Annotated in this window: 25 protein-coding genes and 1 pseudogene; 23 read left to right on the top strand and 3 right to left on the bottom strand. The window is 69.0% G+C overall.

Features of this window, described 5'->3' with window-relative positions; all coding sequences use genetic code 11:
• Positions 1 to 5 precede the first annotated feature (5 nt).
• From HW532_RS04300 to HW532_RS04195, 22 genes and pseudogenes are all read left to right on the top strand, one after another.
• Entirely contained in the window at positions 6 to 1202 is a 1197-nt protein-coding gene (locus HW532_RS04300; RefSeq protein ID WP_246479930.1) for a phage portal protein, read from the top strand.
• Between the two features lie 29 nt (positions 1203 to 1231).
• A complete protein-coding gene (locus tag HW532_RS04295; RefSeq protein WP_213163225.1) occupies positions 1232 to 1789 on the top strand; it encodes an HK97 family phage prohead protease in 558 nt (185 codons plus the stop codon).
• Positions 1790 to 1797: 8 nt separating this feature from the next.
• On the top strand, positions 1798 to 3072 hold the full coding sequence (locus HW532_RS04290; RefSeq protein ID WP_213163224.1) for a phage major capsid protein: 1275 nt from the start codon (positions 1798 to 1800) through the stop codon (positions 3070 to 3072).
• A gap of 105 nt (positions 3073 to 3177) precedes the next feature.
• Entirely contained in the window at positions 3178 to 3759 is a 582-nt protein-coding gene (locus HW532_RS04285) for a head-tail connector protein (RefSeq protein ID WP_213163223.1), read from the top strand.
• On the top strand, positions 3756 to 4082 hold the full coding sequence (locus tag HW532_RS04280) for a phage head closure protein (RefSeq protein WP_246479545.1): 327 nt from the start codon (positions 3756 to 3758) through the stop codon (positions 4080 to 4082). Before HW532_RS04285 ends, HW532_RS04280 begins: the two co-directional genes overlap by 4 nt.
• Positions 4083 to 4090: 8 nt before the next feature.
• Positions 4091 to 4477, top strand: a complete 387-nt coding sequence (locus HW532_RS04275) for an HK97-gp10 family putative phage morphogenesis protein (protein ID WP_213163222.1) — start codon at positions 4091 to 4093, stop codon at positions 4475 to 4477.
• Positions 4474 to 4887, top strand: a complete 414-nt coding sequence (locus HW532_RS04270; RefSeq protein WP_213163221.1) for a DUF3168 domain-containing protein — start codon at positions 4474 to 4476, stop codon at positions 4885 to 4887. The genes HW532_RS04275 and HW532_RS04270 overlap by 4 nt, the downstream gene beginning before the upstream one ends.
• 42 nt (positions 4888 to 4929) lie before the next feature.
• Positions 4930 to 5343, top strand: coding sequence for a phage major tail protein, TP901-1 family (locus tag HW532_RS04265; protein WP_213163220.1), 414 nt, complete (start codon positions 4930 to 4932; stop codon positions 5341 to 5343).
• A 10-nt stretch (positions 5344 to 5353) separates the two neighbouring features.
• The gene (locus HW532_RS04260) at positions 5354 to 5686 is read left to right on the top strand and encodes a gene transfer agent family protein (RefSeq protein WP_213163219.1); all 333 of its coding nucleotides are present in this window, start codon (positions 5354 to 5356) and stop codon (positions 5684 to 5686) included.
• On the top strand, positions 5683 to 5886 hold the full coding sequence (locus HW532_RS04255) for a rcc01693 family protein (RefSeq protein ID WP_213163218.1): 204 nt from the start codon (positions 5683 to 5685) through the stop codon (positions 5884 to 5886). Before HW532_RS04260 ends, HW532_RS04255 begins: the two co-directional genes overlap by 4 nt.
• Positions 5887 to 5896: 10 nt before the next feature.
• Positions 5897 to 6481: a phage tail tape measure protein gene (locus HW532_RS04250; protein WP_213163217.1), complete on the top strand. Its 585-nt coding sequence runs from the start codon at positions 5897 to 5899 to the stop codon at positions 6479 to 6481.
• A 228-nt stretch (positions 6482 to 6709) separates the two neighbouring features.
• A complete protein-coding gene (locus HW532_RS04245; RefSeq protein ID WP_213163216.1) occupies positions 6710 to 7348 on the top strand; it encodes a DUF2460 domain-containing protein in 639 nt (212 codons plus the stop codon).
• Positions 7345 to 8241: a DUF2163 domain-containing protein gene (locus tag HW532_RS04240; RefSeq protein WP_213163215.1), complete on the top strand. Its 897-nt coding sequence runs from the start codon at positions 7345 to 7347 to the stop codon at positions 8239 to 8241. Before HW532_RS04245 ends, HW532_RS04240 begins: the two co-directional genes overlap by 4 nt.
• Before the next feature lie 5 nt (positions 8242 to 8246).
• The gene (locus tag HW532_RS04235; protein WP_213163214.1) at positions 8247 to 8681 is read left to right on the top strand and encodes an NlpC/P60 family protein; all 435 of its coding nucleotides are present in this window, start codon (positions 8247 to 8249) and stop codon (positions 8679 to 8681) included.
• Positions 8681 to 12604, top strand: coding sequence for a baseplate multidomain protein megatron (locus HW532_RS04230; RefSeq protein WP_213163213.1), 3924 nt, complete (start codon positions 8681 to 8683; stop codon positions 12602 to 12604). The genes HW532_RS04235 and HW532_RS04230 overlap by 1 nt, the downstream gene beginning before the upstream one ends.
• Positions 12597 to 13598, top strand: a complete 1002-nt coding sequence (locus tag HW532_RS04225; protein ID WP_213163212.1) for a DUF2793 domain-containing protein — start codon at positions 12597 to 12599, stop codon at positions 13596 to 13598. The genes HW532_RS04230 and HW532_RS04225 overlap by 8 nt, the downstream gene beginning before the upstream one ends.
• 37 nt (positions 13599 to 13635) lie before the next feature.
• Positions 13636 to 13857 carry a hypothetical protein gene (locus tag HW532_RS04220; protein WP_213163211.1) on the top strand — a complete coding sequence of 74 codons (222 nt, stop codon included), beginning with the start codon at positions 13636 to 13638 and terminating at the stop codon, positions 13855 to 13857.
• 12 nt (positions 13858 to 13869) lie between these two features.
• Positions 13870 to 14229 (top strand): annotated as a pseudogene (locus HW532_RS22510) (lysozyme); the annotation flags it as partial.
• Between the two features lie 196 nt (positions 14230 to 14425).
• The gene (locus HW532_RS04210) at positions 14426 to 14917 is read left to right on the top strand and encodes a 3TM-type holin (RefSeq protein WP_213163210.1); all 492 of its coding nucleotides are present in this window, start codon (positions 14426 to 14428) and stop codon (positions 14915 to 14917) included.
• Positions 14918 to 15053: 136 nt separating this feature from the next.
• Positions 15054 to 15350: a PepSY domain-containing protein gene (locus HW532_RS04205; RefSeq protein WP_213163209.1), complete on the top strand. Its 297-nt coding sequence runs from the start codon at positions 15054 to 15056 to the stop codon at positions 15348 to 15350.
• A 28-nt stretch (positions 15351 to 15378) separates the two neighbouring features.
• Positions 15379 to 16050, top strand: a complete 672-nt coding sequence (locus HW532_RS04200) for a response regulator transcription factor (RefSeq protein ID WP_213163208.1) — start codon at positions 15379 to 15381, stop codon at positions 16048 to 16050.
• Positions 16040 to 17416, top strand: coding sequence for an ATP-binding protein (locus tag HW532_RS04195; protein ID WP_213163207.1), 1377 nt, complete (start codon positions 16040 to 16042; stop codon positions 17414 to 17416). Before HW532_RS04200 ends, HW532_RS04195 begins: the two co-directional genes overlap by 11 nt.
• A gap of 375 nt (positions 17417 to 17791) precedes the next feature.
• Here HW532_RS04195 and HW532_RS04190 read toward each other — a convergent pair whose 3' ends face one another.
• A complete protein-coding gene (locus HW532_RS04190) occupies positions 17792 to 18793 on the bottom strand; it encodes a GlxA family transcriptional regulator (protein WP_213163206.1) in 1002 nt (333 codons plus the stop codon).
• A 317-nt stretch (positions 18794 to 19110) separates the two neighbouring features.
• Between HW532_RS04190 and HW532_RS04185 the strand changes: the two genes are divergently transcribed.
• Positions 19111 to 20019 (top strand): methylenetetrahydrofolate reductase, encoded by a 909-nt coding sequence (locus HW532_RS04185; protein WP_213163205.1) that lies wholly within the window; start codon positions 19111 to 19113, stop codon positions 20017 to 20019.
• Positions 20020 to 20106: 87 nt separating this feature from the next.
• Here the strand turns inward: HW532_RS04185 and HW532_RS04180 are convergent, their stop codons facing one another.
• Positions 20107 to 20727 (bottom strand): sarcosine oxidase subunit gamma, encoded by a 621-nt coding sequence (locus HW532_RS04180; protein ID WP_213163204.1) that lies wholly within the window; start codon positions 20725 to 20727, stop codon positions 20107 to 20109.
• On the bottom strand, positions 20720 to 23773 hold the full coding sequence (locus HW532_RS04175; protein WP_213163203.1) for a sarcosine oxidase subunit alpha family protein: 3054 nt from the start codon (positions 23771 to 23773) through the stop codon (positions 20720 to 20722). Before HW532_RS04175 ends, HW532_RS04180 begins: the two co-directional genes overlap by 8 nt.
• Between the last annotated feature and the right edge of the window lie 132 nt (positions 23774 to 23905).

Below are 23905 nucleotides of genomic sequence, written 5' to 3'. Positions count from 1 at the left end.
GGCTCATGGGCCGCGCGCACAGACCGCCTGCGCCGCCGGAGCGCAAGATGAGCCGGACGGGGCCCGTGATCGCCCTGCACAGCCAGGGCCGGCCCGTCTGGACGCCGCGCAACTATGCCGACCTGACCCGGGAGGGCTTCTCCCAGAACGCGGTCGGCTATCGCTGCGTGCGCATGATCGCGGAGGCGGCCGCCAGCGTCTCCTGGCTGCTCTACGAGGGCGAGCGCGAGCATGCGAGCCATCCCTTCCTGGCGCTGCTCGCCGAGCCGAACCCGGCCCAGGGCGGCGCGATGTTGATGGAGACCTTCTACGGCCATCTGCAGGTCTCCGGGAACGCCTATCTGGAGGCCGTCGCCATCGGCGGCGCGGTGCGCGAGCTCCATGTGCTGCGCCCCGACCGGATGAAGGTCGTGCCGGGGGGCAATGGCTGGCCGGAGGCGTACGAATACGGCGCCAACGGGCAGACTGTCCGGTTCCGGCAGGACGGGGCGGGAGGCCCCGTGCCGCCCATCCTCCATGCGCGCCTGTTCAATCCGGGCAACGACCATTACGGGCTGAGTCCCTTCGAGGCGGCCGCGCGCAGCACCGATATCCACAATGCCGCCGGGGTCTGGAACAAGGCGCTGCTCGACAATGCGGCCAGGCCCTCCGGCGCGCTCGTCTATACCGGCCCCGACGGCGACCACAACCTCAGCGAGGAGCAGTTCTCCCGCCTCAAGCACGAGCTGGAGAGCGCCTATCAGGGGGCGGCGAATGCCGGGCGGCCGCTGGTGCTGGAAGGCGGGCTCGACTGGAAATCCATGGGCTTCAGCCCGAAGGACATGGACTTCATCGAGGCCAAGCACGTGGCCGCCCGCGAGATCGCGCTGGCCTTCGGCGTGCCGCCCATGCTGCTCGGCATTCCCGGCGACAACACCTTCGCGAACTATGCCGAGGCCAACCGCACCTTCTGGCGCCAGACGGTCCTGCCGCTCGTGGCGCGCACCGCACAGGCGCTGACCAACTGGCTCGCCCCCGCCTATGGCGGCGATCTGCGGCTGTGGTACGACGCCGACCGGGTGGACGCGCTGTCGGGCGAGCGCGAGGCGCTGTGGGACCGGGTGGAGCGCTCGAGCTTCCTGACGGTGAACGAGAAGCGCGCCGCCGTCGGCTACGAGCCCGTCGAGGGCGGCGACCGCCTTTCGCCGGCGTCGTCCGGCTGACCTGACCTTTCGCAAGATTGAGGGATCTCATGGACGGTGTGATCACGCCGGCCGCGCCGTCGCGCGCGCGGACCGGGCGCGTCGGACGCGCATCGGTGGACGGGGAGGGCGTCTTCGAGGGCTATGCCAGCCTGTTCGGCACGCCCGATCTCGGCGGCGACGTGGTGCTTCGCGGCGCCTTTCAACGCTCGCTCGCCCGAAGGCCTCCGGGGGCGGTGCGCATGCTGTTTCAGCACGACCCGGCAGAGCCTGTCGGCGTGTGGCTCGCAATGCGCGAGGACGGCCACGGGCTCCATGTGCGCGGTCGGCTGGCGGACGGGGTGGCCCGGGCGCGCGAGCTTGCGAGCCTGATCCGCGCGGGCGGTGTCGACGGGCTCTCCATCGGCTTTCGCACGGTGACCGCCAGGCGGCGCTCCGGACAGGCCCTGCGCGAGCTCGCCGCGCTCGATCTCTGGGAGATCTCCATCGTGACCTTTCCCCTCCATCCCGGCGCACGGATCGCGCCGGCCCGTCCGGCGGCACCCGCCGCCACCCTCGCCCGGCGCATGCAGGCGACGGCCTTCCGACTTCAACGTGAACTGCAGTGAGGAGCAAGATGACCCAGACCCAGTCCACCCCGGCGCTCGAGACCAAGGTGGCCGGCGCGCCCGCCAATGGCGACCTGACCGGCGCCTTCGACGAGTTCATGCAGGCCTTCGAGGCCTTCAAGGACGCCAATGACGACCGGCTGACCGAGATCGAGCGCCGCATGGCGGCCGATGTGGTGACGGAGGAGAAGGTCCAGCGCATCAACACCGCGCTCGACGAGTACAAGCGCGTCGTCGACGATCTCGCCCTCAAGGCGCACCGGCCCGGCCTGGAGCATGGCGGGGGCGATGCCGGCCGCAACGCCCATGCCGGCGAGCACAAGGCTGCCTTCCAGGCCTATGTCCGCAAGGGCGAGGCGCACAATCTGACGGCGCTGGAGGCGAAGGCGCTGTCGGTCGGCTCTGACCCCGATGGCGGCTATCTGGTGCCGGAGGAGACGGAGGCGGAGATCGGCCGCATGCTCGCCTCGGCCTCGCCCATCCGCGCCATTGCCGGCGTGCGCCAGGTCTCCGGCTCCGTCTACAAGAAGCCCTTTGCGACGTCGGGGGCTGCGACCGGCTGGGTGGGCGAGACCGATGCCCGGCCCGAGACCGCCGCGCCGACGCTGGCCGAGCTCCAGTTCCCGACCATGGAGCTCTATGCCATGCCGGCGGCGACCCAGAGCCTGCTCGACGACGCCGCGGTCAATATCGACCAGTGGATCGCCGAGGAGGTCCAGACCGTCTTCGCCGAGCAGGAAGGCGCAGCCTTCGTCAATGGCGACGGCGTGGCCAAGCCGCGCGGCTTCCTCGACTATCCCGTCGTCGATGACGGGAGCTGGAGCTGGGGCAGCCTCGGCACTGTGGCCACCGGCGTCGATGGCGGCCTTCCCGCAAGCGATGCCGGCGACGTGCTCATCGACCTCGTCTATGCGCTGAAGAGCGGCTACCGCCAGAACGCGCACTGGGTGATGAACCGCAAGACGCAAGCCGAGATCCGCAAGATCAAGGACGCCGACGGCAACTATCTGTGGCAGCCGGCGGCCCAGGCGGGCGGGGCGGCGACGCTGATGACCGCCCCGATCGCGGAAGCCGAGGAGATGCCCGATATCGGCTCCGACGCGCTCGCGGTGGCCTTCGGCGACTTCCGCCGCGGCTATCTGATCGTCGACCGGCTGGGCGTCAGGATCCTGCGCGATCCCTATTCGAGCAAGCCCTATGTGCTGTTCTACACGACCAAGCGCGTCGGCGGCGGCGTGCAGAACTTCGAGGCGATCAAGCTTCTGAAGTTCGGTGTGAGCTGAGGTCTCTCCCCCTGGCAGCCACACCGGGATGCGGGCGCGACGGTCCGGCGACGGACCCCCGCGCCCGCATCGCCATCGAGGACCTTCGAACAAGGGGAGTTTGCGATGACCACCATGCTCAATCTCGGACCGGCGGACGAGCCGGTCAGCCTCGCGGATGCGAAGGCGCATCTGAAGGTGGACGATTCCAACGAGGACCAGCTCGTCCAGGCGCTCGTCACGGCGGCGCGGGCGCATCTGGAGCTCGCCACCAGGCGGGCCTTCCTGACGCAGAGCTGGTCGCTGTTCCTGGATCGCTGGCCGGAGGGCGGCACCGTCTCCCTGCCGTTCGGGCCCGTCCAGTCGGTCGATGCCGTGCGCCTGTATGACGAGGGCGGTACGGCGACGACGCTCGCCGGGAGCGAATATGTCGTCGACACGGCCAGCCTGCCGGCGCGCGTCGCCCGGCCCGGTCACGATGGCTGGCCGGGCCGGGCGACACGGGCCCTCAACGGCATCGAGATCATGTTCACGGCGGGGTTCGGCGCGGCGCCGGGCGATGTGCCGGCACCGTTGCGCCAGGCGATCCTCCAGCTCGTGGCGCACTGGTTCGAGCATCGCGAGCCGCTCGCCTTCGACGGGGCGGCCATCGAGATGCCGGCGACCGTCAAGGCGCTCATCGCGCCCTACCGCATGGTGTCGCTGTGAGCCGTATCGGGGCCATGCGCCACCGGCTCCGGCTGGAGGCGCCGCAGCGCGTGGCCGATGGCGGGGGCGGTGCCGAGATCGTCTGGCAGCCTGTCGCGGAGCTATGGGCGGAGATCGCCCCGGCCTCGCCGCGCGACACGGTGCGGGCGGAAAAGATCTCCGCCGAGGTCAGCCACCGCATCGCGCTTCGCCATCGCGACGACGTGACGGCGGCCATGCGGTTCAGGGCCGACGACCGGGTGTTCGACATCGTGGCCCATTACGACCCCGACGAGCGGCGCCGGCGGCTCGTCTGCCTCGTCCGGGAGCGGCTCACGCCATGAGGGCGGTCATGACCGGCTCGGGCACGCTGCTGCCGCGCCGGCGGCTGGAGGCGCTCCTGCGCTCCCCCGCCGTCGCCGCGGCGCTCGGCGAGGCCGCCGGCGCGGTGCGCCGCGAGGCGGGCGCCATGCTCGACCTCGCGACGGCGAGCGGGACGGCGCGCGGCCGCCTGGTGCGCTCGCTCGCCGTCACCGTGGACCCGGCGGCGGGAGAGGTGCGCATCGCGAGCACCGTGCCGGAGGCCGCGGCCCGCGAATTCGGTTCAAGCGCGATGCCGGCCGATCCCTGGCTCGCGCCGGCCCTGTCGGCGGCGCGCGGCGAGGTCCGCGCGATCCTGCGGGAGGGGCTGAAGGCGGCCATCCGGCAGGCGCCGCCCATCAAGGAGACCCGATCATGACGGCAAGTCCGGCCTGGGCGCTGCAGGCGGCGCTCTTCGCGCATCTCGCGGCGCATGCCGACCTCATGGCGCTGCTCGGCGGCGTGCATCTCCACGACGACGTGCCCGAGGAGGCCGCCTTCCCCTACGTCACGCTCGGCGACACCGAGACGCGCGACTGGAGCACCCAGACCCGCCGCGGCCACGAGCACCGCGTGACGCTCCATGTGTGGTCGCGCCACAAGGGCAGGCGGGAGGTCCAGGCCATCATCGCCGCGCTCGACGACGCGCTCGACGGGGCCGCGCCGTCTCTCGACGGCCATGTGCTCGTCAATCTGCGCACGGTGTTCTGGCACGCGCTCCGGGACACCGACGGCGAGACCTATCACGGCATTGTCCGCCTGAGGGCGGTCACCGAACCGGCGGCGTGAGCCCCATCACCTCGACATCATTCTCGGAGGTTCGTTGAGACCATGACAGCCCAGAAGGGACGCGATCTCCTGCTCAAGACCGACAGCAGCGGGACGGGCAGTTTCACGACGGTTGCGGGATTGCGCACCCATGCGCTCTCCTTCAACGCGCAGACGGTGGACATCACCCATGCGGAATCGGCCGGCGCCTGGCGCGAGCTCCTGGCGGGTGCCGGCATCAAGTCCGCGAGCATCAGAGGCCAGGGCCTATTCAAGGACGACGCCTCCGACGTCCTCGTGCGTCAGTTCATGTTCGACGGCACGATCCGCGACTGGCAGGTGATCATCCCCGATTTCGGTACGGTGAGCGGCCCGTTTCAGGTGACGGCGCTCGAATATTCCGGCCAGCACGACGGCGAGCTGACCTTCGAGCTGGCGCTCGAATCCGCCGGCCTCCTGTCGTTCGCGGCGGCGTGAGGCGGGCGTCATGGCGAACAGACATCGAGGCGAGATCGAAGCCGAGCTCGACGGGCGGCGCTGGACGCTGTGCCTGACGCTCGGGGCGCTGGCCGAGCTCGAAAGCGCCTATGACGGCGCCGACCTGATGGCGCTGGTGGACCGTTTCGAGACGGGACGTATCCGGGCGAGCGACGCCGTCCTCGTCATCGCAGCGGGCCTGCGCGGCGCCGGCCACGAGGTCACCGACGAGGAGGTCCGGGCGTTCCGCGTGGAGGGCGGCGCGGCGGGCTATGTGGCGATTGTCGCGGACCTCCTGCGCGCGACCTTCGCCCACGAGGACGGGGCGGACGGCGCACAATGAGCGCCGGCGCCCGATTTCCCTGGCGTGCGCTCATGGGCGCCGGGCTCGGCGCGCTGCGCCTGGCGCCGCCGGTCTTCTGGGCGATGACACCGCGCGAGCTGATGGTGGCGCTTCACGGGGCCGGCCTTGCCGATGGCGGCGCCGCGCCCCCGGCGCGTGCCGATCTCGACGCGCTGATGTCGCGCTTTCCTGACCGATGAGGAGGTTTTCATGGCGGAACGGATCGACGGGCTCGAAGTGGCCATCGGCCTCGATGCCTCGCATTTCAAGTCGGAGCTCGACGAGCTCGGCAAGCTCGGCGACGCCTTCGGCACGTCCCTCACCAAGGCGTTCACCGGTGCGGTGACGGGCGGGAAGGCACTGAGCGACGTCATGCGCTCGCTCGCGCTGTCGCTGTCGAGCAAGGCGCTGTCGGCGGCGCTGCAGCCGCTCGGCGACGGGCTGGGCGGGCTGTTCTCCAGCCTGTTCGGCGCCGTCCTGCCGAGCGCGCGGGGCAATGTCGTGGCGAACGGCGTGCTCAAGCCCTTCGCCCAGGGCGGCGTCGTGGGCGGGCCGACCCTCTTTCCCATGCGCGGCGGCAATGTGGGGCTCATGGGCGAGGCGGGGGCGGAGGCGATCATGCCGCTCGCGCGAGGCGCCGATGGCCGGCTCGGCGTGCGTGCCGAGGGCGGCGGCCGGGCCGTCACGCTCAATCTCAACATCCAGGCGCAGGATGCCGAGAGCTTCCGGCGCTCCCAGTCCCAGGTCGCAGCGCTCGTCAGCCGCGCCGTCGATCGCGGCATGCGGAATCTCTGAAGGCGGGGCTCTCGAGCGGATCCTTCAGGACCTGTATCCGCGGCCACTGGATGCCCGCCGTTGCGGGCATGAGCGGCAAGTGCACGAACCGGTCCTGCCCATTCTCCGCTCGCTCCCGCACAGGGGGGAGCCCAGAGGCCGCGCGAGACCGCGAGTGAGCCGGGCTGCAGGTCGCCGCAGAGCCGGCCGCAGCCGGTTTGGCCGTTGTGCAAACTGTCGGAGACAGCGATGGCATTTCATGAGGTTCGGTTTCCCGTCAACATCGCGCTCGGGGCGACGGGCGGGCCGGAACGGCGCACCGAGATCGTCGCGCTCGGCTCCGGCCACGAGGAGCGCAACACCCGCTGGGCGGCCTCGCGACGGCGCTACAATGCCGGCTACGGCGTGCGCACGCTCGACGAGATCCACGAGGTGATCGCCTTCTTCGAGGCGCGGCGCGGCAGGCTGCACGGCTTCCGCTGGAAGGACCATGCGGACTGGAAGTCCTGTCCGCCCTCGGCCACGCCGGCCCCGCTCGACCAGGCGCTGGGGGTGGGCGACGGGGCGACGGCCACCTTCGCGCTCGTCAAGCGCTACGCCTCGGGCGGGGTGAGCGAGCTGCGCGCCATCGCCAAGCCCGTGGCGGGGTCGGTGAGGGTCGCCGTCGACGGCGCCGAGCAGGCGGAGGGGAGCGACGTCGCGGTCGACACCGCGGCGGGCACCGTCACCTTCCAGCCCGGACGCGAGCCGGCGAACGGCGCTGTCGTCACGGCGGGCTTCGCCTTCGACGTGCCGGTGCGGTTCGACACCGACCATCTCGCCATCAATCTCGCCGCGTTCTCAGCCGGCGACATTCCCGACATTCCCATTGTGGAGATCAGGCTGTGAGGACATTGCCTTCCGGTCTCGAGGCGCATCTGGCGGGCGGCGTAACCACGCTGTGCTGGTGCTGGACGCTCACGACCCATGACGGGCGCGTCATGGGCTTCACCGACCATGACCGGGACATCGCTTTCGACGGCGTGACCTTCGAGGCCGCGACCGGGTTCGACGGCACCGAGAGCGAGAGTTCGCTCGGGCTCGGCGTCGACAATCTCGACGTGTCCGCCATGCTGCGTTCGGACCGGCTGAACGAGGCCGATCTGGCAGCCGGCGTCTTCGACAATGCGCTGATCGAGATGTGGCTCGTCAACTGGCAGGCCCCGGCCGAGCGCGCGCTCATGCGCCGGGGCAATCTGGGCGAGGTGACGCGCAGCACGCATGCCTTCTCCGCGGAGGTGCGCGGGCTCGCCCACAGGCTCGACCAGACCACGGGCCGCCTCTATCGCCATGGCTGCGATGCAGACCTCGGCGACGCCCGCTGCGGGATCGATCCGGAAAGCCCGGTCTACAGGGGCACCGGAACGGTCGTCCGGGTGGAGGACAGCCACCGCTTCGCCGTGACGGGGCTGGAGGCCTTCGCCGACGGTTGGTTCGCGCGCGGCCGGCTCGTGTGGACGCACGGCGCCAATGAGGGGCGCGCCATGGAAGTGAAGGTCCACCGGGTGGCCGCGTCCGGCACGGTGATCGGGCTGTGGCAGGCGATGGCGGACCCGGTCGAGGCCGGCGACGGCTTTGCCGTCACGGCGGGCTGCGACAAGCAGTTCTCCACCTGCCGGGGCAAGTTCGCCAATGGCTACAATTTCCGCGGCTTCCCGCAGATGCCGGGCAACGATTTCGCGATCTCCTATCCCCGGCGCGACGATCCGGATAATGACGGCAACAGCCGGTGGGGCGGGTAATGCCGATGACGACGCGGGAGGCCATCGTTTCGGAAGCGCGCTCCTGGCTCGGCACGCCCTATCGCCACCAGGCGAGCCTGAAGGGCGTGGGCTGCGACTGCCTGGGGCTCGTGCGCGGGGTCTATCGCGCGCTGTGCGGGCCGGAGCCGGAGGCGCCGCCGCCCTATAGCCCCGACTGGGCGGAGACGGGCGGCCGCGAGGCGCTGGCGGAGGCTGGCGGGCGCCATCTCCTCGCCGTGCCGGTCTCTGCCATGCGCCCCGGCGACGTGCTGCTGTTCCGCTGGCGTGCCCATGTGCCGGCCAAGCATGCCGCCATTGTGAGCGCGCCCGGCCGCATGATCCACGCCCAGGACGGCGTTGCGGTCTGCGAAGTGGCGCTCGGGCCCTGGTGGCGGCGGCGCATCGCCTTTGCCTTTCAATTTCCGGGAGTGACGGACTGATGGCCACTCTGGTCTTCCAATTCGCCGGCCAGGCGCTCGGCACCATGGTCGGCGGCCCGCTCGGCGGCATGATCGGTCGCGCGGTCGGCGGTCTTGCCGGCAGCGTCGTCGACCAGGCCCTGCTCGGCGGGCGTACGCGGCACGTGGAAGGGCCGAGGCTGGACGACCTCCAGGTTCAGGCCTCCAGCGAGGGCGTGCCCATACCCCGCCTGTTCGGGCGCGTGCGTGTCTCCGGCCAGGTGATCTGGGCGACCAATTTCGAGGAGGAGATCACCACCCACACCGAGCGCGCCGGCGGCAAGTCGACGGCGACCTCCACCTCCGGCGTGCGGGTGACGGAGTACAAATATTACGGCAATTTCGCGGTGGCCTTGAGCGAGGGGCCGGTCAGCCGCATCGGCCGGGTCTGGGCGGACGGCAAGGAGATCGATATCGGCCAGTTCACCTGGCGCTTCTATCGCGGCGACGAGGAGCAGCTGCCCGACAGCCTGATCGAGGCCAAGGAGGGCGCGGGCAACGCGCCGGCCTATCGCGGCCTCGCCTATATCGTCTTCGAGCGCATGCCGCTGACGAATTTCGGCAACCGCCTGCCGCAGCTCGCCTTCGAGGTGTTCAACGCGCCCGACGATGTGGAGGGCCTCGTGAAGGCGGTGAACATCATTCCCGGCGCCACGGAGTTCGGCTACGACACGAAGCCCATCCGCCGCGATGCCGGCTGGGGGGAGACGGCAGCGGAGAACACCCACACCGCCGCGGAGCGCACCGACTGGTCCGTCTCCATGGATCAGCTCCAGTCGAGCTGCCGCAATGTGGGGGCGGCCTCCCTGGTCGTGGCATGGTTCGGCGACGATCTGCGCTGCGGGTCGTGCACTCTCAAGCCGGGCGTGGAGAGCCGTGGCAAGGAGACCAAGCCGGAAAGCTGGCGGGTCGGCAACCTCACGCGGTCGAGCGCCCGCCTGGTGAGCCGGGTGGAGGGCAAGGCGGCCTTTGCCGGCACCCCGTCCGACCGCTCCGTGATCCGCGCGATCCGGGACCTGAAGGAGCGTGGCCTGGAGGTCGTCTTCTATCCGTTCATCCTGATGGATGTGCCGCCCGACAACGCGCTCCCCGACCCCCATGGCGGCGCCCCCGGCCAGCCGGCCTATCCCTGGCGCGGGCGCATTACCTGCGATCCGGCGCCGGACCAGATGGGCACGCCGGACAAGACGGCGGCGCTGACGGCGGATGTCGACGCGTTTTTCGGCGATGCCGCGCCGGGCGATTTCTTCCGCTTCGCGAACCGGGTCTTCTATCTGGGGCCGTCGGAATGGTCGCTGCGCCGCATGATCCTGCACTATGCGCATCTGTGCGCGCTGGCGGGCGGGGTGGATGCCTTCCTGATCGCCAGCGAGATGGTCGGGCTGACCACGCTGCGCGACGGGCCCGACCATTACCCCGCCGTCGACCGCCTTGCCGAACTCGCCGGGGACGTCGCGGAGATTCTGCCCGATGCGAAGATCTCCTACGCGGCGGACTGGTCGGAATATTTCGGCCATCACCTGCAGGACGGCTCGGGCGACGCGTTCTTCCACCTGGACCCGCTGTGGATGAGCGATGCGGTCGATTTCGTCGGGATCGACAATTACATGCCGCTCGCCGACTGGCGCGACGGCCAGGCCCATCTCGACCGCGAGGCGGGCGTGCGCTCGCCCTACGATCTCGACTATCTCAAGGCCAATATCGCGGGCGGGGAGGGGTTCGACTGGTACTACGCCTCCGGGGCCGACCGGCAGCTCCAGATCCGCACGCCGATCACCGACGGCGCCCATGGCAAGCCGTGGGTGTTCCGTAACAAGGACCTCGTAAGCTGGTGGTCGAACCCGCATTACGACCGTCCCGGCGGTGTGGAAGCGGCATCGGCCACCGCCTGGGTGCCGGAGGCGAAACCCATCTGGTTCACCGAGATCGGCTGCCCGGCGGTCGACAAGGGCGCGAACCAGCCCAACAGCTTCAACGATGCGCGCTCGTCGGAGAGCGCATTGCCCTATTTTTCCTCCGGCGCGCGCGACGATTTCATGCAGCGGCGCTACCTGCAGGCCTTCCACGAATACTGGAGCGGGGAGGCCGGGACGGCGCGCAATCCCGTCTCCGCCGTCTATGGCGCGGAGATGGTCCCGCCGGAGCGCATGTTCATCTGGGCCTGGGACGCGCGGCCCTTTCCGACCTTTCCCTACCGCGCGGATGTCTGGGCGGACGGGCCCAATTACGAGGCGGGTCATTGGCTGAACGGGCGCATGGGGGCAGCCTCGCTCGGCGCGCTGGTCTCCGCCATCATCGATTCCGGCGGCGGCGTCGCCCACGATACGAGCGCGCTGGAGGGCGTGATCGACGGCTATCTGATCGACCGGCCCATGTCGGCCCGCAATGCGCTGGAGCCCCTGAGCCTCGCCTTCTCTTTCGATGCGGTCGAAAGCGGCGGGCGGATCCGCTTCCGCCACAGGGGGGCGGGGCCCGTGATCGCGCTTGGCGAGGGCGATCTGGTGGAGGAGGCCGCCGACCAACCGCTCGTCCGGGTGACCCGCGCGCAGGAGAGCGAACTGCCGGCATCGGTGCGGCTGTCCTATGTCGACAGCCTCGTCGACTATCGCAAGGCCGCCGTGGAGACGCGCCGCCTTGTGGGCCACAGTATCCGGCAGTCGAGCGCGGACCTGCCGGCGGTGATCTCCCAGTCGCTTGCCCAGGCCCGTGCGGAGGTCTGGCTCCAGGATGTCTGGGCGGGGCGCGAGCGGGCCCGCTTCGCTCTGCCGCGCGGTCACATGGCCCTGGAGCCCGGCGACACCGTCGCGCTCGGGCTTGGCGGGCGCGAGCGTCTGCTACGCATCGAGTCGGTCGCCGACGGGATGGCGAGGCGCGTGGAGGCGGTGAGCCTCGATCCCGGTGTCTACGAGGCCGTGGCGGGGCCGCATCGCGCCGCAAGGCCGCAAATGCCGCCGGTCTACGGCAAGCCGGTCCTGGAGTTCCTCGACCTGCCTCTGATGACCGGGGAGGAGACGCCGCATGCGGGGTACTTCGCGGGGTTTGCCAAGCCGTGGCCCGGCGGGCTCGCGATCGCGCGCTCGGCGAGCGGCAGCGGGTTCGAACACAATCGCACGCTCGACGCGCCGGCGACCATGGGCGAGACGCTCGACGCGCTCGCCCCAGGGCCGACCGGGCGGTGGCACCGTGGCGGGGCGGTCCGCGTGAAGCTGTTTTCGGGTGCGCTGTCGTCGGTCGACCCGCTCCAGCTCTTCGGCGGGGCGAATGTGGCGGCCCTGCGCGGCGTTGGTGGCGGCTGGGAGGTCTTCCAGTTCCGCGGCGCGGAGCTCGTGGGCCCGAACACCTACCGGCTCTCCGGCCTGCTGCGCGGCCAGTCCGGCAGCGAGGCGGCGATGGCTGCGGAGCATCCGGCGGGCACGCGGTTCGTTCTCCTCAACGGTGCCGTGATGCAGGCCGCCATGGCGCTCGACGAGGTGGGGCTCGCCTTCACCTATCGCTACGGTCCGGCCAATCGCGATATCGGCGACGAGGCCTTCGCGCAGGACGTCCATGCCTTCGCGGGAACAGGACTGAAGCCCCTGAGTCCGGTCCATGTCCGCTGGATGCGCGATCCCGTGGCGGGCCATGTCTCCCTGAGCTGGATCAGGCGGACGCGGCGCGGCGGCGATTCCTGGGACCAGCTCGACGTGCCGCTCGGCGAGGATGCGGAGGCCTATGAGGTCGACATTCTCGACGGGGCGGACGCGGTCGTGCGGACCATCGCGACCGCGACGCCCGACGCCGTCTATACGGCCGGCGACCAGATGGCCGATTTCACCACCATACCCGCCTCGTTCGACGTTGTGGTCTACCAGATCTCGGCGACCTACGGGCGCGGCACCGGACGGAGGACGACGATCGATGGCTGACAGCGCACATCTCCGGCTGCCCTATCTGGAGGCCGCCCAGGCGCAAAAGCACGTGACCCACAACGAGGCGCTCGACGTGCTCGACGCGCTCATCCACCTCACCGTGGCCGACCGCCACCTTGGAAGCCCGCCTCTGGGGGCGGTGGAGGGCGACCGCTATATCGTCGCGGACGGCGCCACGGACGACTGGGCGGGCCAGGAGGACGCGGTCGCGATCTATCAGGCCGATGCCTGGGTGTTCCATGCGCCAAGGCGCGGCTGGCTCGCCTGGGTCGAGGACGAGGCGACCCTGCTGATATGGACGGGGAGCGCCTGGGCCAACCTGTTCTCGGCGCTTGCGGGGGTGAACAACCTTGCCCGCCTCGGTGTGGGCACCGCCGCGGACGCCGGCAATCCCCTGTCGGCGAAGATCAACAAGGCGCTCTTCGCGGCGCTTTCGTCGGGCGAGGGCGGCACGGGCGACCTGCGCTACACGCTGAACAAGGAGGCGGCGGGCAATGTCCTCTCCATGCTGTTCCAGTCCGGCTGGGGCGGGCGTGCGGAATTCGGCCTCGTGGGTTCCGACGACGTCACGCTCAAGGTTAGCGGCGACGGTGCGGCCTGGCACGACGCCCTGCGGATCGACCGCAATTCGGGTGCGGTGGATCTGCCCAACGGATTCTCCGGCGCCCACAGCCTGTCGCGCCAGTGGGCCTCCATCTCGTCGGGGGCGCTCGCCATCGACTACCGGGCCGGCCAGCATGTGGAGGTGACGCTCGACCAGGACGTGACGGCGCTCTCCGTTACGGACTGGCCGGCCGATGGCGGCGACATCGTTCTGCTCGTCAAGCAGGACGGCACGGGCGGGCGCTCCGTGGCCTGGCCGGCGGGCTGGCGCGTCGCCGGCGGTGTCGCGCCAGCCGTCACGCCCACGGCCTGGGCGATGGACCGGTTCCGGGTGAGCTTCGACGGCGCGACTGTCTTTCTCGACACGCTGGGGCAGGCTTACGGCTGATCTGTCCCCATGCGCGGCCAATCTGAAAGGATATGCAATGGCGGCAACCTCGATCGAGCGCGAGCTTGGCGAGCTCAATACGAAGGTGGAACGGCTGGAACGGGAGGTCGGCGGCATTCAGCACGACCTGCGCACCATTCGCGACGCGGTGGTCTCCACGCGCAGCGGCTGGAAGGTTCTCGTGGCGCTGGTCTCGGCGGCCGGCGCCATGGGCGCGCTTGCCGCCAAGGTGTTGCCCGTCGCCGGATGGCCGCACTGAAGGAGCGATGGAATGACGCTGAGTGACGAGGGTATTGCGCTCATCAAGCGCTTCGAAGGCTTCCGGCGGGAGGCCTATCGCGACGCGGCCGGCGTGTGGACCATCGGCTACGGCCATACGGGCCGGGCCGCACCGCCGCCGGTCACGCCGGGCATGACGATCACGCCGGAGGAGGGCGAGGCGATCCTGAAGGCCGATCTCGAGGTGTTCATCGCCGAGATATCCCCCCTGATCGAAACCGGGCTCACGGCGAACCAGTTCTCCGCCCTGGTCTCCTTCGCCTTCAATGTGGGCAGTGCGAATTTCGCCCGGTCGTCGGTGTTGCGGGCGGTCAATGAGGGCCGGCTCGACGATGTGCCGGGGCGTCTCGCCTTGTGGAACAAGGCGGGCGGGCGCGTCCTGAGAGGCCTCGTGCGCCGGCGCATGGCCGAGGGCGAGCTGTTCATGACGCCAGACGGAGCGGGGGAAGGAGGCGGTTCGGGCGGCCTTCTGGGCTGGCTTGTCCGGCTCTTCTCCGGCTCCTCGGGCGCCGGCGGGGCAAGGGGGGATCCTCGAGAGGGGCGGGCTCATGATCTCGGCCATTGCGGGGTTGCTGACGGGCCCTCTGCTCGACCGTATCGTGACGGTCGTCAAGGCGGTCCAGGAGCGCCGGATCGGCGAGGCCCAGGCGCGCGCGGAGATCGAGAAGGCCCTGGCGGACGCGGAGGGCCAGATCGCCAGGGTCGCGGCCAGTGTGGTCGTGGCGGAGCTCTCCGCCGACAGCTGGCTCACGCGCAACTGGCGGCCCTGCCTCATGTTCCTCGGCATGTTCCTGCTCGTCTTCTTCGGCGTGCTCCTGCCGGCGGTCAACCTGATGCTGCCGGAACCGCTCGCCTTCCAGCCCTTGTGGGACGAGATCCCGGACGGCATCTGGGAGATGCTCAAATGGGGGATTGGCGGCTATATTGGCGGGCGCTCTCTGGAGAAGGTCGCCACGCTGCGAACCGCCTCGGCGCCGCCGGCAAGCGGCTTCGGCAGGCGGGGATCGGTCTATGAGGACGATGTCCGGGTCAACCGGTGACGCGCCGGCAGCCATATTCGCCCCTGTCCCGATTGTATTCATGGGCCGTCATATTCATGGGCCGTTCAGCTTCGCGCCGATAGGGTCTCGACCCGCGAACGAGGAATGCGCGATGTCTGTACGGTGCGGGAGAGTGTTGCTCGCGGCGGGCCTGGTTCTTGGCTGCCTTGGCCCGGCCGCAGCCTTTGGCGTGCGTGGCGATGGCGGCGTGTTGCCCTTGCTGCGCGTCCAGTATGGCGGCAGTCAGGAACAGGGCGGTCTGGTCAAACCCTCGGTCGCGGCGCGTGCCGCCCGCAAGGTCGTGAACGGCACGGTGCTCGACATAGCCGTTTCGGATCGCGGCGGCCCCGTATATCTTGTCAAGATCAGAAGCGGGGGGCAGGTTAGGCTCGTGGTCGTCGATGCCCGGACGGGGCGTGTGATCGGCCAGTGAAGGCTCCGGTCTTGAGAGAGGGTGTGGCGTGCGTTTGCTCGTTGTCGAGGACGATCCGGATCTGAACAGGCAGCTCGCGACGGCCCTGACGGATGCGGGATATGCGGTCGACACGGCCGGGGACGGCGAGGAGGGACACTTCCTCGGCGATACCGAGCCCTATGACGTGGTGATCCTCGATCTCGGCCTGCCGGTGATGGACGGGGTGAGCGTGCTGGAGAGCTGGCGCCGCAACGGGCGCAAGATGCCGGTGCTCATCCTGACCGCCCGCGACCGCTGGAGCGACAAGGTGGCAGGCTTCGATGCCGGCGCCGACGACTATGTCGCCAAGCCCTTTCACATGGAAGAGGTGCTCGCGCGCGTTCGTGCCCTGCTGAGGCGCAGCGCGGGGCATGCCTCCAGCGAGCTGCAATGCGGCGAGGTCGCGCTCGATACGCGGAGCGCCCGGGTGACGGTGGACGGCAGTGCCGTCAAGCTGACCTCGCTCGAATATCGCCTGCTCGCCTATCTGATGCACCATCAGGGGCGGGTCGTGTCGCGCACGGAGCTCGTCGAGCATCTTTACGATCAGGATTTTGACCGCGACTCCAATACGATAGAGGTCTTTGTCGGCCGTCTGCGCAAGAAGATCGGATCCGACATGATCCGGACGATACGCGGCCTGGGCTATTGCCTGGCTGAACCGGACGATGCGTCTTAACTCCCTTGCCTTTCGCCTGATCGCCTCGGCGGCCGTCGTCAGCATCGTCATACTGGTCGCTGCGGGCATCCTGCTGTCCACCCTGTTCCAGACGGCGCTGGAGCGCAATTTCGACGCCCGGCTCAGGGCCGTTCTCGACGGGCTGCTCGCCACGGTGGAGCTCGACCGGGATGGTCGGCTGAAACTCACCGAGACGCTTGCGGACAGCCGCTTCAGCCTGCCGCTGTCCGGCTGGTACTGGCAGGTCTCCTCCACCGGCGAGGGCGAGCGCCAGCTTTTGACTTCCGACTCCCTTCTGGAACAGCGGCTGACGCTTCCTGACGACGTGCTGTCGGGACCCGATGTGCACGGCGTGTCGCACTTCTTCCTGCGCGACGAGGACGGCCACCGGCTGCGCGCCCTCGAGCAGAAATACGAGCTGTTCGGGTCCCGGAAGGTTTTCAGCTTCACCGTGGCCGGCAACTACGACGAGCTGAAGGCGGAGGTTCATGCCTTCACCCAGACGCTGGTCACGGTGCTTGTCGTTCTCGGCCTCGGCCTCGTGGCGGCCATCTTCGTGCAGGTCCAGTTCGGTCTGTGGCCGATCCGCCATCTCCAGCGACGGATCAGCGCCATCAGGGACGGGCGCGCGGACCGCATCGACGGCCATTATCCCGTGGAGATCGACACGGTCGCCCGCGAGATCGACGCGCTCATCCAGTCGAACACGGAGGTGGTGGAGCGCGCGCGCACGCAGGTCGGCAATCTGGCACATGCGCTCAAGACCCCGCTTAGCGTGCTCGCCAACGAGGCCGCCGCAACGCCCGGCCCCCTGGCCGGGACGGTGCTGGCGCAGATGCAGGTCATGCGCGATCAGGTCAATCTCTATCTCGATCGGGCGAGGCGCGCCGCGCGCGCCCAGACGCTCGGCGCGGCGACCGATGTGAAGCCCGTCGTGGAGGCGATAGCGCGGACCCTGCAGCGGATCAATGCCGAGCGCGACATCGCGGTGGAGATCGACTGTGCCGACGGGACGAGGTTCCGTGGCGAGCAGCAGGATCTGGAGGAGATGGTCGGCAACCTGCTCGACAACGCCTTCAAATGGGCCGAGCGCCGGGTCGAGGTGCGCGTAAGCGAGAGTGGCGACAAGGCCGGCCGGCGGGCATGGCTGACGCTGGTCGTGGGCGATGACGGGCCGGGGCTTCCCTCCGGGCGCCGCCACGAGGCGCTCAAGCGCGGACACCGCCTCGACGAGACCAAGCCCGGGTCCGGGCTCGGCCTGTCCATCGTGTCCGAAACGGCTGGCATGTATGAAGGTGGTATCGTCTTGGACAGGTCGCCGTTGGGCGGTCTTCAGGTAACCTTACGACTTCCTGCTGTGGGATGAATGCTTTGCAATGGTCGAAAGCTTTCTTGGCTAGACAGCCATATACCGAAAATGCGCATGAACTCGGAGTCATCATCTTGTTCGGGCCCGACGGCGGGGCGCGGATTGTGGCGGAATGAAGAAAAAAAGACGTTGATTTGCGTTTCAATTCATCATATTCAAAAGAGTAGTTTCCAGCTTGACGCGCCGATAAGGCGAGTAAGGTTGCAAGCCTCCATCCAACGAAGAGGGGCGCAACCGGACGGTTGGGAGAGCAAGAACAAGAATCGATAAGGTGCCGTCTGCCTTATTGCCCCCGGTCGCGGGCGTGCACTTTATCGGGAGCGGGTCCTTCGGGGCCCGCTCTTCGATTCAGGGGAGGGGGCTTCACCACAATCAGTGTGCGGCGATGTCGTGATCGTGCGATTCCAGGCGCGGCGTGCCGCGCTCGCGATAGGGCGTGCGGCCGAAGAAGGCGCGGTAGCATTTCGAGAAGTGCGAGGGCGAGGAGAAGCCGCAGGCCAGCGCCACATTGATGACGGTCATGTCCGTCTGGAGCAGCAGCGAGCGGGCCTTGCGCAGGCGCAGCTCCAGATAGTAGCGCTTGGGCGAGCGGTCGAGATAGCGCCGGAACAGGCGCTCGAGCTGGCGCGTGGACAAGCCGGCCTGACGGGCGAGCAGGCTGGGGCTCAGCGGTTCCTCGAGGTTCTTCTCCATCTGCTCGATGATGCTGATGAGCTTGGGATGCCGCGCGCCGATCCGCGCGGGCAGGGACATGCGCTGATACTCGCTTTGATGGCGTATGGGCGCGTGCAATATGCCTTCGGCGACCTCGGAGGCGAGCTGCTGGCCGTGCTGGGCGCCGATGAGCGCCAGCATCATGTCGACCGAGGAGGTGCCGCCCGCGCTCGTGAACCGGTCGCGGTCGATCTCGAACAGGCTGCCCGTGACGTTGAGGTCGGGGAAGGCCTCGGAGAAGCCCGGCAGGTTCTCCCAGTGGATCGTGCAGCGATAGCCGTCGAGAATGCCGGCCTCCGCCAGGATGTGGCTTGCCGTGCAGACCGACCCGATATCCATGCCGCGGCGGGCTTCCTTGCGCAGCCAGCCGACCAGCTTCTTGTCGGCGTGCTTGTGAATATTCAGACCGCCACAGACGATGATCGTATCGTGCTCGCCGATATCGCCGATATCGCCGTCGACACCCATCACGATTCCGTTCGATGCGGTCACGGCCGTGCCGTCGACCGAATACACCTTCCAGGAATACAGGTCCTGTTCTGCAGTTCTATTGGCGATACGCAAGGGTTCGATCGCTGCGGTCACCGGCATCATTGAGAAGTCGGGGACAAGAACGAATGCAAATCTTTGCGGTAATTCGCGAGGCCGATCACCGAACATGGGCATTTCCGCCTGTAACAAGCACGCTGTCCGCAGCGACTCTAAAGTTTAACTGATAGAATGCCGGGCACCTTTCAATTGCGCAACCATGGTCAAAGTATGGCCGGCATATTTCCTGCCGGCCGTCTCGAGCGAACCTTGCCGTCGACGGTCTTCGGCCGGGGCGGATGGCCAGAGCGTGTGTATCCCGGAAGATTATTCGCGCCGTCGCAATTTGCGTCATGAAAGTCGTTTCCGGGCGAGTCAGGCCGGCTCATGGCGCGCAGTGTGACCGTCAGAGATCGGACCCCGAGCCCCGTGTCATGGAGCGGCAGTCGATGACGGTCAACGCACTAGCTTCTGTGGATGTCCAGCAGGTTGCGCACGATCGCGGCGGCGAGCCCGTCCAGGCGTTCCTGGCGGAGTATTCGCTCGAGATCACGCCCCGGCAGAGCGATCGCGTGGCCGAGATCGCGGCCCGTCTCGCGCCGGGAACGAAGGTCTATGTCGCCCTCATCGATCCCGCGGAAGCGCCCCAGCAGGTCGTCGCCGCCAAGGCGCTCGCCGCCCATGGGCTGGCGCCCGTGCCGCATATGCCGGCGCGCCAGATCAGGAATGCGGCCGACCTCGGCGAACGGCTCGCGAGGCTGACGGGCGAGGCGGGCGTGACCCAGGCCCTTACGCTCGGCGGCGGGCTGCCCGAGCCGTTCGGCGAGTTTTCGAGCGCGATCGAGCTCCTGCGCACCGGCCTGTTCGAGGAATACGGCATCACGCGGATCGGATTTGCCGGCCACCCCGAAGGCAACCCCGACATCACGAAGGTCCATGGCGAGGGTGCGCTCATGGCCGCGCTCCGCGAGAAGCAGGCCTATGCCCGCGAGGCGGGGCTGGAGGCCTATCTGGCAACCCAGTTCCTGTTCGAGCCGGGCCCGGTGGTGAACTGGGCGCGCACCCTGCGCTCGCAGGGCATCACGCTGCCTGTCCATGTGGGCATTCCGGGGCCGGCCACGGTCAAGACGCTGGTCAAGTTCGCCGCCATGTGCGGGGTGGGGGCGTCGGCCCGGGTCATCCGCAAGCAGGCGATGAACGTGACGAAGCTTCTGACCGTGTCCACGCCGGACGATCTGGTGAGTGCGCTCGCCCGGGCGTCGCGCGAGCAGCCGGAGCTCGACATCCGGCAGGCGCATTTCTATCCGTTCGGCGGGTTCGACAAGCTGTTTTCCTGGCTCGACACCGTGAAGCGCTGAAACGGCGCTTTCCCCTCTGGAGTGAGCCATCTGGCGCGAAGGCACCATCCGGCCTTCGCGCCTTTTTTTGCGGTCCGGTCCGACCCGTCAGACGGCGGGGGCGGCCTGCGGGGCGAAGAGCGGGACGGCACTGGCCTGCGTCGCCGTGCGCGTGAGCCATTCCCAGGCGAAATCGCCATAGGAGCGGAACACATAGAGGTCGACGACGTCCGGTCCGGTCGAGACGATATGGACGAGCGCGGCGATCTCGGCGAAGAGGATGCGGCGCACGAAGCCCGCATCGGTGCCCGCCACCGTCAGGTCGACCGAACTCGCCTTCATGAGGGTCTGGCGTGCGCCGTCTCCCTCCAGCCGGATGATCGTCCGGGCGTCGCTCATGTCGGTGACCGCGGCGAACAGGCCAGAGACGGCCTCGCCCAGCGCAGACAGGAGCTCCGCGGTGCGCGCGCGCGGCAGGGTCACCAGCCACTGGTCGACGGACATCCACAGCACCGCGATGTCGCCGTTGCCGGCGGAGCTGCGCGGCTCGAGCGGCAGATCCGTGCCGAGCACGGATTTCGCGGCCTTGAGAAAAGCCTTGTCGGAGGCGAGGCCGCGCAGGTCGATCATGCCGCGCCCGGCGATCTCGCTCATGGACAAGGCGATGCCGTCCTGACCGGCCTGGATGCTGCGCCCGCCGAGCGCGCTTGTGAAGACGATGTCAGACATTCTGGCGCTCTCCTTCCTTGTCGAAGAAAACCGGCTCCACGATCTGCGCGGTCACGACCCTGTCCTCAAGCGGGAAGCTGACCGTTTCGCCCATGCGATTGCGGCCGTCGCGGATGAGCGCCAGCGCGATGGACCGCTCCAGCGTCGGGCTCCAATAGGTCGAGCTCACCTGGCCGATCATGCTCATGGGGGGCTTTGGCAGGACCTTCTCCACCGCATAGGCGCCGTCGGGCAGCACCTCCTTCGGATCGTCGGTGAGAAGGCCCACAAGCTGCTTGCGCCCCTCCGCGGCGAGGTGGGAGAGCTGCAGGGAGCGCTTGCCGAGATAGTCCGCCTTCTTCTTGGAGACGGCCCAGCTCAGGCCCAGATCGAGCGGCGTGACCGTGCCGTCCGTCTCGTCGCCGATGGCGATGAAGCCCTTCTCCGCGCGTAGCACGTGGAGCGCCTCGGTGCCATAGACCTCCATGCCATGGGGGCTGCCGGCGGCGAGGATCTCGTCCCACAGGCCGCGGCCGAAATGGGCCGGCGTCGCGATCTCGAAGGAGAGCTCGCCGGAGAAGCTGATGCGGTAGAGCCGCACCGGATAGCCCGCGACATGGCCCGTGGCGAAGCCCATGAAGGGCAGGGCGTCCCGGGAGACGTCGATATCGGTGCCGAGCGCCTCCAGAACCTCGCGCGCCTTCGGCCCGGCGATGGCGAACTGCGCCCACTGCTCGGTGACCGGCGTCACGAACACCTTGTAGTCCGTCCACTCCGTCTGCAGCCATTCCTCCATCCAGGCCGCGATGTGCTCGGCATTGCCGGAGGTTGTGTGGACGAGATAGTGGTCGTCGGCGAGCCGTGCCGTCACCCCGTCGTCGAACAGGAAGCCCTTCTCGTTCATCATTAGGCCGTAGCGGCAGCGGCCGACCTTCAGCGTCGAATAGGTGTTGGTGTAGAGGCGGTCGAGGAACGCCGCCGCGTCCGGACCCTTCACCTCGATCTTGCCGAGCGTCGAGGCGTCGAGCAGGCCGACCCGGTTGCGCACCGCGAGGATCTCGCGATTGACGGCGTCGTGCCGGCTCTCGCCGTCCTGCGGATAGCAATAGGGGCGGCGCCACTGGCCGACCGGCTCGAAATCGGCCCCGTGCCCGACATGCCAGTCATAGGCGGCGGTGCGCCTGACGGGCAGGAAGAGGCTGCCGGCATGGCTGCCCGCGATGGAGCCGAAGGAGATCGGCGTGTAGGGCGGGCGGAAGGTCGTCGTGCCGATATCGGGAATGGCGCGCCGCGTCGCGCCCGACATGACGCCGAGACCCGTGATGTTCGAGGTCTTGCCCTGGTCGGTCGCCATGCCGAGGGTCGTGTAGCGCTTCACATGCTCCACCGACTCGTAGCCTTCGCGAAGCGCGAGCTCCAGATCCGCCGCGGTCACGTCGTTCTGGTAGTCGATGAAGTGCTTGTTGCCCTCATTGTATTTGCCGGTGGCCGGCACGAACCAGACGGGCTCGAGCGATCCCTGTGGCTCCTGCTCGGCATCGGGCGCCCTGACCGCGCGGGCCGCGGGAGCGGTCGCCCCCAGCGCGTCGCGCGCGGCCATGTCGCCGGCGCCATAACCGTCCTCCAGAATGTCCGCCAGCGCGAAGGTGCCGTTACAGGCGCCGACGGCGCGCAGGGCATCCTGCGTCCGGTCGGGGCGGAAGCTGTGGATCGCCTCGTCGAAGCGCAGTTTTCCGCCATTGTGGCACCAGACATGGACCGCCGGATTGTAGCCGCCCGACACGCAGACGAAGTCGCAGGCGACGGTCTCCTCCTTGAGGGTGTGGCCGGCGCCGGCGTGATAGGGCGCGATCCTGGCGCCTGTGATCGACCGGCCGCCGAGCCCCGTTTCCACATTGGACACGGCGGATGCCGGCATGACCGCAAGGCCCATGGTGCGGGCCTCGTCGGCGAGCGGGCCGTCCACGACCTCGCGCGCATCGACGATGCGGGCGACCGTCACGCCGGCCCGGGTGAGCGCCAGCGCGGTGCGGTAGGCGTCGTCATTGTTGGCGAAGATCACGCCGCGCTGGCCGGGGGCCACGCCGTAGCGGGCGAGCATGGCGCGGGCCGCGGAGGCGAGCAGCACGCCGGGCCGGTCGTTGTTGGCGAACGGGATCGGCCTCTCTATGGCACCGGCGGCGAGCACGATCTGGCGCGCCCTGACCTTCCAGAGACGGTGGCGCGGCGTGCCGTCCGCGAGCAGGGACGGGTCGTGATCGGCCACGCGCTCCAGCATCATGACGTGATTGTGGTGATAGTGACCGGCGACGGTGGTGCGTGGCAGGAGGTGCACATTGTCCGCCGCGGCGAGTGCCGCCGTGCGCTCGCGCACCCAGTCGAGCTGGCTTGCGCCGGCTATGGTGCCGCCGGCAATGTCGGCGGAACCGCCGAAGCGGGCGTTCTCGTCGGCCAGGATGACGCGGGCGCCGCGCGCGGCGGCGGCCTCCGCGGCGGCAAGCCCCGCAACGCCCGCGCCGATCACGAGCACGTCGCAGGAGACGTGGAGCTGCTCGTAGAGATGGGGGTCGCGGCCCTCCGGCGCCTTGCCGAGGCCGGCGGCATTGCGGATGACGGGCTCGTAGACCTTCTCCCAGAAGGCCTTCGGCCACATGAAGGTCTTGTAATAAAACCCGGCCGGGAACAGCCGCGAGGCCAGCCCGTTCATCTGGCCGACATCGAGGTCGAGGCTCGGCCAGCGGTTCTGCGAGACGGCGGCGAGGCCGTCATAGAGCTCCACCTGGGTCGCGCGCAGATTGGGTTCGTGGCGCGCGCCCTCGCCGACGCCGACCAGTGCATTCGGCTCTTCCGAGCCCGCGCCGACGAGGCCGCGGGGGCGATGATACTTGAAGCTGCGCCCCATGAGGCGGACGCCATTGGCCATCAGGGCGGAGGCGAGCGTGTCGCCGGCAAAGCCCGTATGGCGGCGGCCGTCGAAGGTGAAGCTCAGCCGGTTCGTGCGGTCGAGCAGTCGCCCGGTCGTGCCGTCGCCGGCATTGGCGGGAACCCTGTAAGGCTTGGCTGTCATGACGTTGCCCTCCGGCGCGGTGTCCTGGCGGCGGTCTTCGCGCCATCCGACTTGGCCGAGCTGTTCGACTTGCCCGATTTGCTCGACTTCCCGGAGGATCCGGCCTTCCTTGTCTTGGCGGTCCCGGTCTTC

It is taken from the genome of Kaustia mangrovi, assembly GCF_015482775.1.
GTDB classification, from domain to species: Bacteria; Pseudomonadota; Alphaproteobacteria; order Rhizobiales; family Im1; genus Kaustia; species Kaustia mangrovi.
This window is presented reverse-complemented; position numbering and strand designations above follow the sequence as displayed.